General features: G+C 66.1%; 10 protein-coding genes and 1 pseudogene. 8 read left to right on the top strand and 3 right to left on the bottom strand.

Annotation, left to right across the window (positions count from 1 at the left end; all coding sequences use genetic code 11):
• The 6 genes and pseudogenes from WA944_RS00625 to WA944_RS00600 form a co-directional block, all read left to right on the top strand.
• Window positions 1-425 (top strand): annotated as a pseudogene (locus WA944_RS00625) (YhjD/YihY/BrkB family envelope integrity protein); the annotation flags it as partial.
• 10 nt (window positions 426-435) lie between these two features.
• On the top strand, window positions 436-1680 hold the full coding sequence (locus WA944_RS00620; RefSeq protein WP_526373584.1) for a cation:proton antiporter domain-containing protein: 1245 nt from the start codon (window positions 436-438) through the stop codon (window positions 1678-1680).
• Window positions 1681-1804: 124 nt separating this feature from the next.
• A complete protein-coding gene (locus WA944_RS00615; protein WP_526646087.1) occupies window positions 1805-3577 on the top strand; it encodes an NAD(P)/FAD-dependent oxidoreductase in 1773 nt (590 codons plus the stop codon).
• 49 nt (window positions 3578-3626) lie between these two features.
• Window positions 3627-9200, top strand: a complete 5574-nt coding sequence (locus WA944_RS00610; RefSeq protein WP_526373586.1) for a type I polyketide synthase — start codon at window positions 3627-3629, stop codon at window positions 9198-9200.
• On the top strand, window positions 9197-10033 hold the full coding sequence (locus WA944_RS00605; RefSeq protein WP_526373588.1) for an ABC transporter ATP-binding protein: 837 nt from the start codon (window positions 9197-9199) through the stop codon (window positions 10031-10033). Before WA944_RS00610 ends, WA944_RS00605 begins: the two co-directional genes overlap by 4 nt.
• Window positions 10033-10890, top strand: a complete 858-nt coding sequence (locus WA944_RS00600; protein WP_526373590.1) for an ABC transporter permease — start codon at window positions 10033-10035, stop codon at window positions 10888-10890. The genes WA944_RS00605 and WA944_RS00600 overlap by 1 nt, the downstream gene beginning before the upstream one ends.
• A 3-nt stretch (window positions 10891-10893) precedes the next feature.
• On the opposite strand, the gene WA944_RS00595 is transcribed toward WA944_RS00600, so the two are convergent.
• From WA944_RS00595 to WA944_RS00585, 3 genes are all read right to left on the bottom strand, one after another.
• On the bottom strand, window positions 10894-12522 hold the full coding sequence (locus tag WA944_RS00595; RefSeq protein ID WP_526373592.1) for an SLC13 family permease: 1629 nt from the start codon (window positions 12520-12522) through the stop codon (window positions 10894-10896).
• Between the two features lie 133 nt (window positions 12523-12655).
• A complete protein-coding gene (locus tag WA944_RS00590) occupies window positions 12656-13687 on the bottom strand; it encodes a fused (3R)-hydroxyacyl-ACP dehydratase subunits HadA/HadB (protein WP_526609224.1) in 1032 nt (343 codons plus the stop codon).
• A 72-nt stretch (window positions 13688-13759) separates the two neighbouring features.
• Complete coding sequence (locus tag WA944_RS00585; RefSeq protein WP_526646085.1) at window positions 13760-14860, bottom strand: Rv2629 family ribosome hibernation factor; 1101 nt, start codon at window positions 14858-14860, stop codon at window positions 13760-13762.
• Window positions 14861-14955: 95 nt separating this feature from the next.
• On the opposite strand from WA944_RS00585, the gene WA944_RS00580 reads away from it, so the two are divergent.
• Both WA944_RS00580 and WA944_RS00575 read left to right on the top strand, forming a co-directional pair.
• Window positions 14956-16620, top strand: coding sequence for an ABC-F family ATP-binding cassette domain-containing protein (locus tag WA944_RS00580; protein ID WP_526373598.1), 1665 nt, complete (start codon window positions 14956-14958; stop codon window positions 16618-16620).
• 92 nt (window positions 16621-16712) lie between these two features.
• Window positions 16713-18845: an Rv1355c family protein gene (locus tag WA944_RS00575; protein WP_526373600.1), complete on the top strand. Its 2133-nt coding sequence runs from the start codon at window positions 16713-16715 to the stop codon at window positions 18843-18845.
• Window positions 18846-18847 lie beyond the last annotated feature (2 nt).

Genomic DNA, 18847 nt, shown 5'->3' with positions numbered 1-18847 from the left:
TGCTCGTCGTCGCGGCGGTGGCGCCGTTCCTGGTACTCGCGGTGCTGATGTCGGCGCCCTACATCGGTCCGCTCTTCGGCCGCGGGGGCTGGTCGCTGGTGTGGGGTGTGGTGGTCGCGTTCCACGTAGTCTGGCTCGCCGTCTCGACCGCGCTGCTCGGTGTCTTCGGGGTCATCGGGCCGGGTCGAATCGGATGGCGCGCGTTGGTGCCGGGCGCATTCAGCACGGGCGCCATCGTGGCGGGGTTTCTGCAGGGGTTCGTGCTGTTCCTGGCGATCCCGATCCCGTGGTCGGCGCCGTTCGGGGGCCTGCCCATCATCGGCGCCGTCACCGCCCTGGCGCTGTGGCTGTTCGTCCTGCACATCCTGGTGCTGTGCGGATTCCGGGCCACGGTGGTCTTCGACCAGTTGCTACGCGACAAGTAAGACCTGACCGATGCCTGCCGAGACCGCGATTCACTTCTTCCTGCAACTGACCGTCATCCTCGCGGCGTGCCGACTCGCGGGCCTGGTCGCGCAACGCCTCGGACAGCCGCAGGTCGTCGGGGAGATGATCGCCGGCGTCGTCCTCGGCCCGTCGTTGTTCGGCCGGATCGCACCCGGCATTCAAGACGCGTTGTTCCCGTCGGGTACGGCGAACACCGTTCTCTACACCACGGCGCAGATCGGCCTGGTGCTCTACATGTTCATCATCGGGCTCAACTTCGACGTCAACCACGTCAGACAGCGGGCCGGCACCGCGGTGGCAGTCTCCGCGGCGGGCACCATCGTTCCGCTGATCCTCGGGGCGCTGCTCGCCGTACCACTGCTCGGCGGCGGCTTCTTCGGCGCGGATGTCAACGTCGGCATGGCGATGATGTTCCTCGGTGCGGCCATCGCGACCACCGCATTTCCCATGCTCGCCAGGATCATCTTCGAAAAAGGGCTTTCCGGAACGACTCTGGGCACGCTCGCCTTGGCGTGCGGCGCCACCTCCGACGCCATCTCCTGGTGCATCCTGGCGGTGGTGCTGGCGGTCCACGGGGGCAGTCCCGCCCTGGCCGTCGTCGCGATCGTCGGCGGCGTTCTCTACAGCGTGCTGCTCCTGACGGTCGGGCGGCGGGCGTTACGCGTGCTCGGCAGGGTCTCAGAGGACCGACAGACCATCACCACACCGGTGTTGAGCACCGTCCTGATCCTGCTCATGGCGTGTGCCTGGGTCACCGACACCATCGGCATCTACGCGATATTCGGTGCGTTCATCCTGGGTGTGGCGATGCCGTCCGGCTTCTTCGCCGAACGCCTCACCGGCACTCTGGAGCCACTCACCACCACCTTTCTGCTGCCGCTGTTCTTCGTCTACTCGGGTCTCAACACCCAGATCGGTCTGGTGAACACGCCGACGCTGTGGGCGGTGACGTTCGGTGTACTCGTCGTCGCCATCGCAGGAAAAGGAGTTGCATGCGCAGTTGCTGCCCGTCTCAGCAAGGTGTCGTTGCGTGAATCCGTCGCACTGGGCTCATTGATGAATGCCCGCGGATTGATCGAACTCATACTGCTCAATATCGGACTCGAAGCGGGCATCATCACCCCGACGCTTTTCACCATTCTGGTGTTGGTGGCCATTGTCACGACGCTGATGGCATCACCCGTTTTCGAATTCGTCTACGGACGCCATCGGGACGTGAACAACACCTCGTGAACATGCATCCGACTTGTCGGCCGACCCCGCAGAACGCTTCTTTCGTCGCTGGCAAGGCCCTTACCGCGTGTAACGTTGCCCACGCTGGGACACTCCTTCAGCCCATCACGAGAAGGGGAAATGCGTGGACAGGCAAGCGCAGCTTTCGCACCTGGATGCCGAGGCGCGACAAGCGCTGGCGCGGAGAATCAGGAGTCAACTGTCGTCAGAATCCGACGCTCCCGCGGCAGATCACGATGTCGCCATAGTGGGCGGCGGCATCGCGGCGCTCACCCTGGCGTTGGAGATTCTCGGTCGGCGACCCGAAACGCGAGTTCAGATCATCGAACCGGTCGCCTACCCGGTGCCCGAAGTCACCCACACCGTCGGTGAATCCACCGTTGAAGTGTCCGCGCTTTACCTACGGGATCGCCTCGGTCTGGGCGATCACCTGAGCACGTCACACATTCGTAAGATGGGTCTGCGGATGTTTTTCTCACACAACGGAAACACCGACATTTCGCAGCGAATGGAGCTCGGAGGTTCCACATTCGTGCCGTTGGTCACTTACCAGATCGATCGCGGCCGGCTGGAAAACGAATTGCACCGCCGGTGCATTTCAAAAAATGTCGACATCGCTTGCGGCCGAGTCCGGTCGGTGGAATTCGGCGCCGCAAATATTCCGCACCGGATTGCCTTTCAGAATGGCGAGAAAGTTTCCGAGGCGACAGCACGTTGGGTGGTCGACGCATCGGGGCGCAATCGGGTGCTGCCCCGGCAACTCGATCTCAAGCACACCAACGAACACCATTGCAACGCAGTGTGGTTACGTGTCGCCACGGAAATCGACGTCAATCGATGGAGCGAGGACCCGGCGTTCCACAATCGCCTCGTCGAGGGTGACCGCGCGATGTCGACGAATCACCTGATGGGCGAGGGCTACTGGGTGTGGCTGATCCGGCTGGCCTCCGGCGCCACCAGCGTCGGCATCGTCGCCGACCCGGCATTCCACGCATTCGACGACTACAACACGCTGAGCAAAGCCATGGCCTGGCTTGGTGAGCACGAACCGCAGTGCGCCGCGGTCCTCGCCGAGAACGACGAGCTCATCCGCGACTTCCGTGTCATGAAGAAGTACAGCCACGGCGTGACCAAGATCTTCGACGCTGCCGACCGCTGGTGTCTCACCGGCGACGCCGGTGTGTTCCTGGATCCGCTGTACTCGTCGGGGCTGGATCTGGTGGCGATCGGCAACGGCTTGATCACCGACATGATCACCCGGGAACTCGACGGCGAGAACGTCGTCGCGCGGGCGAAGATCAGCGACACCCTCTTCCGATCGCTGACCGACATGTGGCTGGCGATCTATCAGGATCAGTACATCCTGATGGGCACGCCGAACGTGATGTCGGCCAAGGTCGTCTGGGACATCGCCTTCTACTGGGGGTTCGTCGGCCTGCTCTACAGGAACGATCGGTTCGTCCGTGTCGCCGACGACCCCGACTTCGTACCGCAGCTGGAGGGGTTGATCGCCCTGAGCAATCGGGTGCAACGATTCTTCCGCGAATGGGCGACCGTGGAGCGCAGCACCTCCTCGGTCCCCTTCCTGGACCTATACGCGCCGCTGAACTTCATGGTTTCGCTGCACGAGGCGATGGTCGAGCCGGCACCGAACTTCGCCGAGCGGTTCGATACCAACGCCCGGTTGCTGCACCAGTTGGCAGGTCAACTCGTCGAGACCGTCCTCGCGGAGAAGTCCTCGATGTTCGGAGACGACGACGTGATGCGGCAGATGCAGGCCTGGCAGCGTGATGCGCTGCTACGCGAGCTGCGGACCATCTACCGCCGTGAGCAGGCGACCAACCCCGTCAGCGACGGCTGGATCGTCACCGCCGCACCGGCGCTCCAGTCGAGTTGACCGCCGCCTTGGGACGAGTTCTGCGGGGCCGTGAGGCCAGAGGATGAGCATGCTTACTGAAGACAGCACCCACGAACCGTTGGCGATCGTCGGTATCGGCTGCCGATTCCCGGGCGGTGCCGACTCCGCGGAGCGGTTCTGGGAGTTGCTGCGCACCGAGACCGACGCCACCTGCGTCGTACCAGAGACACGCTGGAACGCCGCGCGGTACCACGACCCGAATCCGGCCAAGATCGGCAAGATGGTCACCCGCCGAGGCGGATTCCTCAGTGAGATCGACCAGTTCGATCCGCAGTTCTTCGGGATGTCCCCGCGAGAGGCGCACTCACTGGACCCGCAGCAGCGTCTCCTGCTGCAGGCCACCTGGGAGGCGCTGGAGGACGCGGGAATCCCCGCCGACACCGTGGCGGGCACCGATGTCGGGGTCTTCGTCGGTGGTTTCACGCTGGATTACCAGCTGTTGCAGAATCAGGGCCGCACCAGTCGCTACCGGTTCAAGTCCCATTCCGCCACCGGGATGATGATGACGATGCTGGCGAACCGGCTGTCCTACGCTTTCGACCTTCGCGGACCCAGCATGTCGATCGACACGGCGTGTTCCAGTTCGCTCGTCGCGGTGCACCTTGCGGCACAGAGCATCTGGAACGGCGAAAGCCATATGGCCCTGGCCGGCGGGGTCAACATCATGGCCGGCCCCAACACTGCGATCGCCGAATCCAAGAGCGGCTTCCTGAGCCCTGAAGGACGGTCGAAGGCCTTCGATGACTCCGCGGACGGCTATGCCCGCGGCGAAGGCGGCGCCATCGTCATCATCAAGCCCCTGCAACGGGCCCTCGACGACGGTGACGAGATCTACGCACAGATCCTCGGCACAGCGGTGTCGCAGGACGGCCACACCGACGGCATCACCGTGCCCAGCGAGGAAGCCCAGGAAGCGACGATCAGAACCGCTCTGCGGCGAGCGGGCGTCGGGCCCGCCGAGGTCGGGTACGTCGAGGCGCACGGCACCGGAACACCTGTCGGTGACCCCATCGAGATGCGGGCACTGGCGAATGCGCTGACGTCAGATCGGCCGGGCGACAACCCGCTCCTGATCGGATCTGTCAAGACCAACATCGGCCACCTCGAGGCCGGCGCCGGCGTGGCCGGACTGATCAAGGCGGCGTTGGTCCTCAAACACGGATACATCCCGGCGAACCTGCATCTGCGCACCCCCACCCGTCACGTCTCGCTCGCTGATCTGAAGATCGACGTGCCCGGTGCAGGAAGGGCGTTCCCCGACTGCGAGCGCCGTGTCGCGGGGGTCAACTCGTTCGGATTCGGCGGCACCAACGCCCATGTGGTGCTCGCCGAGCCGCCGGCGCCTGTGAATCCCAGCGCCCCAGACGATTCCACCGCGCTTCCGCTGGCGGTCCTGCCGATCTCGGCCCGCAGCGAGGAGGCGCTGGTCGCGACCGCAGGGCGGTTGGCCGAGCACCTGCACAACCACCCCGAGGTGTCCCTGCCGGACCTTGGCTACACCCTCGGCCAGCGGCGCGCGCATCTGAGCCATCGCAACATCCTCATAGCCGACAGCATCGCCGAAGTGCAGGAACAACTTCGAGCACTCGCCGACGGCGGACAGGTCTTCACCGGCCGCGCCGAGTCGAGTCCTTCCCCGCTGGCCTTCGTCTGTACCGGGATGGGACCGCAGTGGTGGCGGATGTGCCGCGGGTTGCTCGACGTGCTCCCCGTGTTCACCGACAGCATCGTGCGAAGCGACCGGGAGTTGTCCCGCTACACGGGCTGGTCGCTGATCGACGAACTGCGGCGCGACGAGACCTCGTCTCGCATGGCGGAAACGGAGATCGCGCAACCGGCGAACTTCGCCGTGCAGATCGCGTTGGCTGAGCAACTCGCGCATTTCGGGATCACCCCGGATGCCGTGATCGGCCACAGCGCCGGTGAAGTGGCTGCGCACCATATTGCCGGGCTGCTCACGTTCGAGCAGGCGATCCATGTGGTCTACCACCGGAGCCGGCTCCAGCAACGGACAAGTGGGCTGGGTCGCATGCTCGCCGTCGGTCTCGACGCCGAATCCCTGATGCAGGTGGTCGACACGAAGACGCTCGACGAGTTCGGTCGGCGAGTCTCGGTGGCTGCGATCAACAGCCCGTCGGCAGTCACCGTCGCCGGCGATCGCGACGTCCTCGACGACATCGTCCGGCAACTGGACGATGCCGGGGTCTTCAACCGGTATCTGGCCGGGGAGGTGCCGTATCACACGCACTACATGGAGTCGGTCAAGGAGGATCTGCTCAGCGCGTTCGACGGATTGTCGTCGAAGGCGGCCGCCATTCCGCTGTACTCGACCGTCACCGGTGAACAGCTGGACGGGTACGCCGACGGCGCCGCCTACTGGTGGCAGAACACCCGCGCCACCGTTCTGTTCGAGCCGGCGATCCGCCGGATGATCGATGACGGCCACACCCGTTTCGTCGAGCTCGGCCCCCACCCCGTGCTGGCGGCATCGATCTTCGAAACCGCCGGGACGCAGCGGGTGTCGGTCACGCCGTCCCAGCGACGCGGCGACGACGACAGCCGCACACTGCTGAGCTGTGTCGGCGCGCTGCACTGCCAGGGCCACGATGTCTCATGGGATGCGGTGCAGCCCCGGGGCGCGGGACGACTCCTGAAACTCCCCGGCTATCCCTGGCAGACGAAGCGCTTCTGGAACGAGACCGACGAAGCGACAGAGGCGCTGTTCTACAACGCCGTACATCCCCTTCTGGGACAGTCCGTGAACGGCGTCCACCCCACTTGGGAAGCCGAGATCAGCACGGTCCTCAACACATTCCTTGCCGATCACCAGGTGCAGGGCAGCGTTGTGGTGCCCGGGTCGGTGTACATCGAGATGGCCCTGGCCGCTGCCGAGGAAACCTACGGGTCGAACCACAGCGTGGACAACCTGGTGCTGCACCGTGCCGTCATCCTCGACGACACCTGTGATCCCATTCTGCGGACCACCCTCAACCAAAACGACGGCACACTGGAGTTCGCCGCGTTCACAGCCACCGCCGACGGCGACCTCAAGTGGACGATCACGGCCACCGCGGAACTCAACACCCTCGCGCCGCCACCCGATAGCGACCACCCCGGCGAACATGCCGAGCAGGTCACCTCGATCGGGGAGGTAGACTTCTATGCTCTCACCCGGGCCATCGGTTTCGACTACGGGGAAGCGTTCCGAACCGTGCGGAGTGTGACCGCAGGGGAGGACTGGGCTGTCGCCGAACTCGCCGTGCCGTCACAGATCGCCGACGAACTCCACCAGTACCGGTTCCACCCCGCCATCATCGACGGGGCCTTCCAAACACTTTTCGGCGCACCGTTTTCCGGGCAAGGTGCCGGCGATGACCCCTACCTTCCCGCCCGGATCCGGCACAGCGCCGTCTACGGTTCACCCCAGGACCACATGACTGTGTCCGTCCGTGTCGTCTCGGCGACCAAGGAAGAGGTCGAGAGCGACATCACGATCGCCGATCGCCTGGGGGACACCCTCGCCGTGTTCGACGGCTTCGCGGTGCGGTCGCTGCGCGAATCCTCCCGCATGTCTCCGGACCGAATCGACAAGGGACTGTACGAACTCCAATGGATCGAGAAACCCGACGGCGACGAGGCAGACGCACCCGCTGAGCACGAGGACACGATCGTAGACCCACCCTGGCTGGTCCTGGTCGACGGGTCCGGTGTCGGCGACGCCGTCGCGGAGAACCTGCGGGGGCGGGGCCACCGCGTCCACACCGTGGTCCACCACCCCGTCGAAACTCTCACCTCCGGCGATGGTGGCTACGTGGTGAACCCCGAGGATCCCGAACAGCTCGGCCGGTTGCTCGAGACGCACCTCGGCGCTGATGGTGGCCTCTCCGGCGTCGTTGACTGCTGGCCGCTGGACATGCCTGAACTCGCCGATGACACGCAACGGCATCTCGGTGTCTTCACCGTCGTCCGCCTCGTCAAGGCTCTGGCTGAGGGCCGCGCGGGCAAACCCCGACTGTTCCTGGTGACTGCCAACGCGCAGCCTGCCCCCGGAACGGCACTGCCCGAACCGGATCAGGCCGCCATCTGGGGTCTCGGTCGTGTCATCGGACACCAGGAGTTCGCGGAACACTGGGGCGGATTGATCGACGTCAGCATCGAAACGGGCACCGACGCACGCACCGACCCCTCTGACACTGCCGCGCGGATCTGCGAGCAACTCCTCGGCGACGGATCCGAAGATCAGATCGCGATCCGCGGCAGCACCACCTTTGTCCCGCGCCTGCGACCGTGCAGCAACCTGACCCGGCCCTTCCCCACCAAACTCACCGCCGAGGCGACCTATGTCGTCACCGGCGGGACAGGTGCGCTCGGCCGCGTCGTCGCCGGCTACCTCGCCGACCACGGAGCACGGCACATCACGTTGATGAGCCGCAGCACCCTCCCGCCGAGGGACCGATGGTCGGAGCTCACCGAAGACGACACGCACTACGCGACGATCGCCGCCATCCGCGCGGTCGAACGCCGCGGTGCCCACGTCAGCACCGCCGGCGTCGATGTCACCGATGCCGAGCAGTTGCGAGCCTGGCTGGGCGACCACACCCGAGACGCTGGACGGCCCGTCCGCGGAATCATCCACACCGCGGGATCGGTCGCCGACCAACTCCTCGTCAACATGAGCGAAGACGACTTCGCCAAGGTGATGGCCCCCAAGGTCGCCGGAACCCGCGCGCTGCACGAGACCTTCCGAGACCACCGCCTGGAGTTCTTTGTGATGTTCGGGTCGGTGGGGTCGACTGTCGCGGCCCCTGGCCAGGGGAACTACGCCGCTGCCAACGCCTTTCTCGACAGCTTCGCGCACTACCGGCAGTCGCAGGGCCTGCCTGCGCTCACCATCGGGTGGGGTCCATGGTCGGTGGGCATGGTCGAAGACCTGAAGCTGGAGAAGCTCTACGCACAGCGTGGGATCGAGCTGATCACCCCCGCCGTGGGCGCAAAGATCCTCGACCGGCTCATCAACCAGAAGGTGCCAAACGCCGTCGCCATCACCGCCGACTGGGGCCGGGCGCGTCACGCCGGAATGGGCGGACGGCTACCGATGATGTTCTCCGAACTCGGGACGGCCGAAACACCCGCTGAGGGCGCCGATTCCGAATCGTCGCTGCTGGACCTTCTCGCGGGCACGCCTGAGCCCGACAGGTTGGCAGTGATCGCGGAGCATGTCAGGCGCGTCGTTGCCGCCGTCTTCGACTGCGCCGTCACCGACATCGAGCCCGGCGACATGCTGGACGACATCGGCCTGGATTCCATGATGGCGATGGACTTCCGGGTGCGTGTCAATTCGCTGTTCTCGATCGATCTCCCGGTGCTCGAGATCCTTCGAGGCGTCAGCGTCAACTCATTGTCGGACCGAATACTGGCCGAACTCCAGTCGATTCACGGCGACGCCCCAGCATCCGAAGCCGACCCATCGCCCGCCCAACCCGGGGACAGTGAGGACGTGGAACGGCTACTCGACGAAATGTCGGACGCCGAGCTGCGTGAGCTGCTCGCCGAGCTCGAGGCCGATGCCTCCGAGCCGGAGACGGGCGGCGCGCACCCGTGACGCCCGCGGTGCAGGTGCGCGCGTTGTCGAAGTCCTACGGATCCTCACCCGCGGTGCGGAATCTCGATCTCGAGGTGGGCTACGGCGAGATCTTCGCGATTCTCGGCCCGAACGGTGCGGGCAAGACCACGACCATCGAGATCCTCGAAGGAAACCGGAAACGCGACTCCGGAGAGGTCCGGGTGCTCGGCGAGGATCCGGGAACTGCGGGACGAAGCTGGCGCGGCCGAATCGGCATCGTGCTGCAGGAGGTCAGTGACGCCGGCATGCTCACGGTGCGCGAGACGGTCCGGATGTTCACCAGCTGTTACGGCGCCGCCCGGGTTCCCGGGGAAGTGCTCGAGCTCGTCGGGCTCGCAGCGGTGTCCGACTCCAAGGTGCGGGCGCTCTCCGGCGGCCAACGCCGCCGACTCGACGTTGCTCTCGGCATCATCGGCATGCCCGAGCTGTTGTTCCTGGACGAACCGACGACCGGTTTCGACCCCGAGGCCAGGCGCCAATTCTGGGATCTCATCCGGCTTCTGGCCGCTGACGGCACGACCATTCTGCTGACAACGCACTACCTGGAGGAAGCCGCCGCGCTGGCAGACCGGGTCGCGGTCATCGCAGACGGCAGGGTGGTGGCTGTCGACTCCCCGGCACGGCTGACAGCGCACGTGGACTCGGCCGCGACGGTTCAGTGGATGGAGGGGGACGAGATCCGGGTGGAGCACACGGAGTTCCCGACCGAACTGATCCGACAGCGAAGCATCGACGGCGCAGAACTGGCCCACCTGACCGTCACCCGGCCGACGCTGGAAGATGCATACCTGCATCTGATCGGACTGGCGTGATGTCCGTCGCACCCACCGACAAAGACTCGGTGCCGCGCCACCGGGCCGGTAATTCGCGCCCCGCGGTGCCGTCTTCCGTGCACATCGGATTGTCGCGGGTGATCCCCGAACTGAAGATGTTCTACCGCCGGCCAGAGCAGGTGGCGCTGACGTTCTCCATGCCGGCGGTGATCACGTTGCTGCTGGGTTCGATCTTCACCGCCGAACTCCCCGGCAGTGATATCAGTACCGGCACCGTGATCGCGGCGAGCATGCTCGCCTACGGGATCCTGTCGACGTCGTTCATCAACCTGGGCATCAGCATCGCGGTGGACCGTGACACCGGTGCCCTGCGACGACTACGCGGAACGCCGACCCCCGCATCGGCGTACTTCATCGGCAAGATCATGTTGGTCGGCATCGTCAGCCTCGCCGAGGCCGTCATCCTGCTGCTGGTCGGAGGGTTCGTCTTCGAACTTCGTCTGCCGGCTGACACTTTCGAATGGTTCACGCTGACGTGGGTGTTCATTCTGGGCATCGTCAGCTGTTCGCTGCTGGGCATCTTCATCAGCAACGTCGCCGGCAACGCGGTGTCGGCCGCCGTCATCACCAACGGTCCCGCAGTGGGCCTACAGTTCCTGTCGGGGACGTACGTGCCGCTGATGGTCCTGCCGACGTGGATGTTGATCGTCGGCTCGGTGTTCCCGGTCAAGTGGATTGCGCAGGGTTTCCGGTCAGTGCTCCTGCCGCCGGAGATGGTCGCATTCGAACCAGCCGGTAGTTGGGAACATTGGCGGATCTTCCTGGTGCTCGTCGCGTGGAGCGTCGTCGGCCTCATCGGCTGTCTCGCCGTGTTCCGGTGGTCGGACAGCGACTGACCGTCAGGTCGCGATGTCGAAGACCCACACCGCGAGCGTCGTGGTGGCCACGCTGATGAGCAGGATCGCAATGAGGTTCAGCCAGATCCCGCCCTTGACCATGCTGCCGATGTTGACATAGCCGGTGCCGAAGACGATCGCGTTGGGCGGGGTGGCGACCGGCAACATGAACGCCGACGTGGCCGCCAGCGCGACCGGGATCGTCAGCAGCAGCGGATCCGCACCGATGCCGATGGCCACGCCGCCGATCACCGGTAGGAACGTCGCCGCGGTGGCGGTGTTGCTCGTCAGCTCGGTCAGGAAGATCACCGCCGTCGTGATGATGCCCACCAACAGCAGGATCGACAGCCCCTGCAGGGTCTCTGCCTGGGTGCCGATCCACTCGGTGAGTCCCGAGTTGCTGAACTGTGAGGACAGCGCCAGGCCGCCGCCGAACAGCAGCAGCACACCCCAGGGGAGTTGCACGGCGGTGGACCAGTCCAGCAGTCGCACACCCAGTTTCGCGCCGGCCGGCAGGATGAACAGCAGCACCCCGGCAGCGATCGCGATGCCGGCGTCGGAGATCGGCGGATCCTCCCAGATCAGCGGAAACGAGATCCAACTGATGGCTGCCAACGCGAAGATGATCGCCACGCGCTGCTCACCGGCCGAGGGCTTGCCGAGCTTGGCCAGCTCGGTGTTGAACAGCTGCTTGCCTCCGGGTAGTTCATCGATCTCGGGTTTGAACACGAACTTGGTCAACAACACCCAGGTGATCACCAACAGGACCGAGGCGAGTGGGAGCCCGAGCAACATCCACTGGCCAAAGCTGATGTTGATGTCGTGCTCGTCCTGCAGGTAGCCGACCAGCAGCGTGTTCGGCGGTGTCCCGATGATCGTGGCGAGGGAACCGACCGACGCGGCGTAGGCGATCCCCAACATCAACGCCGTGCCGAAGTTGGACTGCTTGACCTGTTCCTTGACCTCCTCGTCGGCGCCCTCGCTGAGACCCTCGTCCGATCCGTTGTCGGCCGGGTCCTCGTCCGTGCGCGGAGCCGACACCGTGCCGGCCAGCATCAGGACCGAGACGCCGATCGGCACCATCATGACTGCAGTCGCGGTGTTGGAGACCCACATGCTCAGGAAGGCGGTGGCGAGCATGAAACCGGCGATCACGCGGGTGGCGCTGGTGCCCATCGCCCGCACCGTCAGCAGCGCGATGCGCCGATGCAGGTTCCACCGCTGCATCGCCAGTGCGATGAGGAATCCGCCCATGAACAGGAAGATGATGTCGCTGCCGTAGTACGCGCCGACGTCAGAGACGCTCACGTCGCCGACCAGAATCGGGAAGGCGACCAGTGGCAGCAGGGCGGTGGCCGGGATCGGGATCGCTTCGGTCATCCACCAGACACCCATGAGGACCGCGATGGCGGCGGTGACCTTGGCCGGGTGGGCCAGATCGCCGGGCAGCACCAGATAAACCAGCACCGCGAGCACCAGCCCGCCGCCGAAACCGAGCCAGCGCCTGCGGAACGTCGAGGTGCTCTCGGCAGCCGCGCGCTCACCCGGTGAGCGCTCGTCGACCTCGTCGCCGCCGTGCGGGTCTCGTGGGTGGCGTTCGAGATCTTCTCGAGCACCCTGATCAGTGGGCATCGGTCACTCCCCGGAGAGCGTCGCGGCCCCACGTCGGCTGAAGGGCCTGGTTGTCGTGATTCACATCACAACAGGTCTCTACCCACTGTGGGACGACCCGAAGCGTTCCGGTGGAGCAACTGCGGCGAGCCGATCAGGAGAAGCGGATGTGTACCGTAGCCAGGCCGAAGATCTTTCGGCTTCCGGACTTGGCGGCCACGATGACGACGCCGGAGCGCGTTGCCGGGTCCAGCGACTTGATCCGGCCGCTGAACTCGATGTCGGTGCCTTCGGTGGCCGACACGATCGCCGGTGCCGACAGGCGCACCGCGTAGCGGGTGACAGCCCCGGGGTCTCCCGACCACGCGGATACGAACCCGGACCCCAGCCCCATCGTCAGCATTCCGTGGGCGATGACGTCGGGCAGCCCGGCCAGTTTGGCGATGTCCTCGTCCCAGTGGATCGGGTTGGCGTCGCCGGCGACACCGGCGTAGTTCACCAGATCACCGCGGGACAGCCGGGTGTGGTGCACCGGCAGTTCGTCGCCGACCTTCACGTCGTCGAACGACGGCGTCCCCGGCGTGCGGGTCAGGCCGCCGTCGGCGATCCGGACCTCGCCTTCGGGGCGCACCGTCTTGTGATATTCGGTGTCGAGCGTGCCGATCCCCGAGAAGTCCACGTCGTGCATCATCGCGTTCTGCACGGCGCTCTTGATCTGGGGATCGAGGTCTTCGGCGGTGACGCCGACGACGGTGGTGTGCAGGGTGTGCACCCGCTCGCCGGCGGTGTCGGTGAAGGTGTTGGTCACCGTGATCATGTCCCTGCCGGCGATCCTGCGTACCGACGTCAGTTCGACATCGACATGGAGTTCGTCACCGGCGACGATCGGGCGGTGCTGCTCGAAGACCTCCTCGGTCTGCAAGTAGGTGTCATAACCGACGACCACCGACTCGAACATCTGGCGATTGCACGACATACCGGGAGCCGAAGTGAACGTCAGCGGCGCCACCAGACCTGAATACCCCAGGTTTGCGGCGGCCGCGACGTCCCAGTGCGCGGGGTGGTAGTCCTGCACCGCGCGGGCGTACTCGCGCACCTTCTCGCGGCCGACGAGGTAGGTGTCGTCCATCTGGTAGTAGTGGCCGACCCGCGCCTCGAGCGCCGGTGCGTCTGCTGTTGCGGTCATGGATGTGCTCAACTTTTCTATCGGCTTGTCCGTCAGGCCGACCAAAGCACACTAACGCGACGACAGACCCCGTCAGGGCATCGCGTACCGCAGGACCGCGGCGACTCCGTCGTCGGGCGTGATCCGCTCGTCGGTGCGCACCAGCGTCGCACCCGTCCTGATGCCTGCGAGAGGCAACGCTTCGTCGGCGCGCAGCGTCTGGTCCGGAGGTGCGCCGAGTTCTGACAGCACGTTGGCGTTCGGCGCGATCGTGGACAGGTCATCGCCGGCCACGACGGTCGCGTCCCCGACGTCTCCGATGATCAGTGTTTCCACCGCACCGGCGCGCAGCGCTGCACACACGCCGTGCAAGCCCTGGGTGGCCAACCCGGATCGCTGGCCGATCGCCTGCGAGAACTGCTGAGTTGCTCGGTCGATCGTAGCGAGCCGGAGGTTCAGGAACTCCTGGGCGATCGCGTGCTGGAGGTCGGCATCGTCGAATCCGCTGTGCCGTGCGCCGACCTCCAGTTCGACCACACGCTCAGCCACCCGCTGCTCCAGCGTGGCGGCCAGGTCAGAGCGTGACTGCACCTCGCCGACGACAAAAATGAGGTCCGGCGACTCGTCGTCCACCAGGGTCGCCAGCCGCTCGGCGACCGCGCGCAGGTTCTTGCGGCCGGCCTCCATGGTGCGCTTCTGAGGGTCGCCGTAGCCCGCGGTCTCAGCGGTGTCGGCTTTGTGGATCGGATACCCGTCGCCATCGACAGTCTCTGCCGACGCCTTGGTGTCGCGATGAACGACGACGTCCCCACCGGCGTGGTCGACGGCGACGACGGCATAGGTCGGATGCAGTGCACCGTGCTCGACCAACGGGACCAGGTAGGGCAATGACGACATCCGCACCACGGGAGTGTCCATGGACCGGATGAGCGCCTCGTCGAGCAGCAGCCCGTCGGCGCCGGCGATCAGCGCCCTGCCGCTGCGGCCGACCGCTGGGGGACTGTCCACGACAGCCCGCTCCAGGATCTCGACGACCTCACCAGATGCGCCGTGCTGCTCGAGTTCCTCGCGCATCGCCCGCCACTTCAGATCCCGCTGGGCGGGTGCGTCCTCGCTGTCGTGGGAATCGTCGTAGTACACCGACGCGTAGGGTCCCTTCGACTCCACCAGCGGTCGAAAACGTTCGGCTTGCATGATCCTCCGTTCTGATCCGGGTGTCTGACACATTGGGTGCCCGCACTCGGGCCGGCCAAACCGGTGGCATCGCCCGGTGGTGCGACGATGGACCGATGACCGCAACGCTTGTCGCCAAGCACGTGGCAGGCGGATTCGCCCACCGCATCCTGTTCGAGGGCCTGGATGTGACCGTGGCGGCGGGCGATGTGATCGGTGTCGTCGGGGCCAACGGTGCCGGCAAGAGCACGCTGCTGCGGATCCTCGCCGGGGACCTCGAACCGCTCGACGGCGTCGTCAGCATCGCTCCGGCCGACGCGTTCGTCGGATGGCTTCCCCAGGAGCACGAGCGCGTACCGGGCGAGACTGTCGCCGCCTACATCGCACGCCGCACCGGATGCGCCGACGCGACCCGCGCCATGGAGGCAGCAGCCGCGGCACTGGCCGATCCGGACCCCAACGCGGCCGACGTCGATCCGGCCAGCGCGTACTCCGCTGCATTGGACCACTGGCTCGCCTCGGGCGCCGCGGACCTCGACGAGCGACTGCCCGCCGTGCTGGCCGACCTGGGTCTCGACGCCGATGCCGTGCGCCCCGAGGCGACCTTGATGACTGCCTTGTCCGGTGGGCAGGCGGCACGGGTCGGACTGGCGGCACTGATGCTGTCCCGATTCGACGTCGTCCTGCTCGACGAACCGACCAACGATCTCGATCTCGACGGCCTGTCTCGGCTGGAACAGCTCGTTCGTGATCTGCGGGGTGGTGTGGTGCTGGTCAGCCATGACCGGGAGTTCCTGGCCCGCACCGTCACCCGCGTCCTGGAACTCGACCTCGCTCAGAACACCACCACCGTGTTCGGTGGTGGGTACGAGAGCTACCTCGAAGAGCGGGAGGTCGGTCGACGCCACCGGCGGGAGCAGTACGACGAGTTCGCCGAGAAGAAGGCGGACCTCGTGGCACGCGCCCGCATCCAGCGCGAATGGTCCAGCCAGGGTGTCCGCAACGCGATGCGCAAAGCTCCCGACAACGACAAGAACCGCCGGCGTGCCGCCGCCGAGTCCAGCGAGAAGCAGGCGCAGAAAGTCCGGCAGATGGAGAGCCGGATCGCCCGGCTCACCGAAGTCGCCGAACCCCGCAAGGAATGGACGCTCGAGTTCACCATCGGAGCCGCCCCGCGATCGAGCTCCGTCGTAGCGACCCTCGACAATGCCGTTGTGCGGCAAGGCGATTTCGTGCTGGGGCCGGTGTCGCTACAGGTCGACGCCGGCCAGCGGATCGGCATCACAGGCCCCAACGGGGCAGGGAAATCGACACTGCTGCGGCTGCTCCTCGGCCGCCGCCGGCCGGACGAAGGCCGAGCGAGCGTCGGCGTCAACGTGGCCGTCGGCGAGATCGACCAGGCGCGTGCCGATTTCACCGGCGACGGACGACTGATCGACCGCTTCGAGCAGCGGGTGCCATCCTGGTCGACTGCCGATGTGCGGACTCTGCTCGCGAAGTTCGGGTTGCGTGCAGACCATGTGGAGCGGGAGGTCGACGACCTCTCACCTGGCGAGCGGACCCGCGCCGGCCTGGCGTTGCTTCAAGCGCGTGGGATCAACGTGCTGGTCCTCGATGAGCCGACCAACCACCTCGACCTCGCCGCCATCGAACAGCTCGAGCAGGCGCTCGAGAGCTACGACGGTGCCCTGCTGTTGGTGACGCATGACCGCAGAATGCTCGAGAACGTCCGATTGGACACCACGTGGCTGGTCGACGACGGCCGAGTCGCCGAGTCGTAGTCGGTAGGAGATCGAGGCGCCGGGGGAACCTGGTCGAAATAGTCGCGCCTCGAATCACGTGGACGCAGCCGAGTTCCAATAGGGTTTGCTCCGTGGCCGAGCGCAGCGCGACTGCATTTGCAGCGCAGATTCTGGACCCTGGCGATTCCGGTGATCAGACGGTGTTGGAGCGGCTGCGGCACGAACCCGGGGTGCAGTTCGTCGACCAGCGCGAGACGCAGCTGTCCAGCCTGCGTGCTCTCCGCCCCACGCCCGACGACGAGGTGCTGGCCGAACCGGGACGCTGGGCGTATTACTCGTGGCGGCGCACCGTCGTCGCGATTCTGGGACCTCGGGGGTTTCGAACCACTCGACTCGACCGCAACCGCAACAACATCACCGCCGAAGAACAGGACCGGTTGGGTTCGCTCACCATCGGCGTCGCCGGTCTCAGCGTGGGTCACGCGATCGCTCACACACTGACGATGCAGGGCTTGTGCGGCCGACTGCGCCTGGCCGACTTCGATCATCTCGAATTGTCCAACCTGAACCGGGTTCCCGCGACGGTGTTCGACATCGGGCTCAACAAAGCACATGTCGCTGCACGCAGGATCGCCGAAATCGATCCCTACCTGGTGGTCGACGTCTTCGACACTGGGCTCACTGCGGACACCATCGACGCGTTCCTAGACGATCTCGACATCGTCATCGAGGAGTGCGACTCCCTCGACATGAAGGCTGTCCTGCGTATCGGTGCCCGCGATCGACGTATCCCGGTGTTGATGGCGACCAGCGACCGCGGCATCGTCGATGTCGAGCGCTTCGATCAGCAACCGGAACGGCCCATTCTGCACGGAATGCTGGGTGCGTTGGACGTCAGTCTGCTGCCCGGCATGAGCAGCCGCGACAAGATCCCGCACATGCTGCGCCATCTGGAAGCCGACCGGATCTCTGCGCGTGCGGCGGCGTCGCTGATAGAGGTGGACCGTTCCCTGTCGACCTGGCCGCAGCTGGCGTCCGACGTCGTTCTCGGGGGAGCGGCGCTCGCCGAGGCGGTGCGCAGAATAGGTGTCGGGGAGCCTCTGAACTCCGGGCGGTGCCGGATTGACATCGGCTGGGCGCTCGATCAACTCGACGAGCCTGAGATGGCCCAGCAGCATCCGTCTTCCGATGTCGCCGAGTCCCACATCCCGGTGTCGGTGACGGTCGACGACAGGATCGTCGCTGCCGCGATGCGCGCACCGTCGGGCGGCAACAGTCAACCGTGGCGGATCGAGGCAGACCCAACACAGGTCACCATCAGCATTGCCACAGAACACAAGTCCACCATGGACGTGGGCTACCGCGGCAGCGCGGTCGCGCTCGGCGCCGCCATGTTCAATATCAGGGTCGCGGCCGCCGCCCGCGGAATGCTCGGTCCGGTGAGCATGTCGGAGGAGGTCGGCAGGTCCCCACTACGGGCGACCATGACCTTCGCGGACGGCCACGACCCGGCGCTCGGCGAACTCGATGAGCTGGTGCTGGCGCGCGAGACCAACCGGCACCACGGCACGCCTCGGACGATCGACGAACAGACCGCGAGGTCGCTCACCGCCGCGGCCGAGCAGGAGGGCGCCAGTCTGCGTCTGCTCACCGGGCGCGCTGAGCTATCCCACGCCGCAACGATTTTCGCTGCCGCCGACCGGATCCGGTACCTGACGCCGCACCTGCACCGGGAGATGTTCGGCGAGCTCCGGTTCCCGGGGGACGCCGACCCTGACACCGGTCTCGACATCCGCACGCTGGAGCTCGACGCCGCCGACTCGGCGCTGATCGAGCTGCTGCGCCGGCCCGACGTCATGGCACACCTCGCGGATTGGGACGCCGGCAGCGCACTCGGCGACGACACCCGCGACCGGGTGCTCGCCAGCTCCGCGTTGGCGGTCGTCACTGTCTCGGGGGACGGGCTGCGGGACTACGCCCGGGGCGGCTCGGCGGTGGAGGCGGTGTGGATCCTGGCTCAACGGGCAGGCCTCAGCGTTCAACCGTTGTCACCGGTGTTCCTGCACGCGCGCGATGCCGCTGATCTCGAGGAACTGTCGGCGCGCTTCGCCGTGGAACTGGCGGAGTTGCAGAGCGACTTCCTGAACTTGACCGCGACCGATCCCCGCGATGCCGTCGTCCTGGTGCTGCGGTTGACCTCGGCGCCGCCTCCCTCTTTCCCGAGCAGGCGCGCCACGGACCGAGTCCAATTGCACCGCAGCTGATC

This window comes from Mycobacterium sp. (assembly GCF_049683355.1).
Lineage (GTDB): Bacteria > Actinomycetota > Actinomycetes > Mycobacteriales > Mycobacteriaceae > Mycobacterium.
This window is presented reverse-complemented; position numbering and strand designations above follow the sequence as displayed.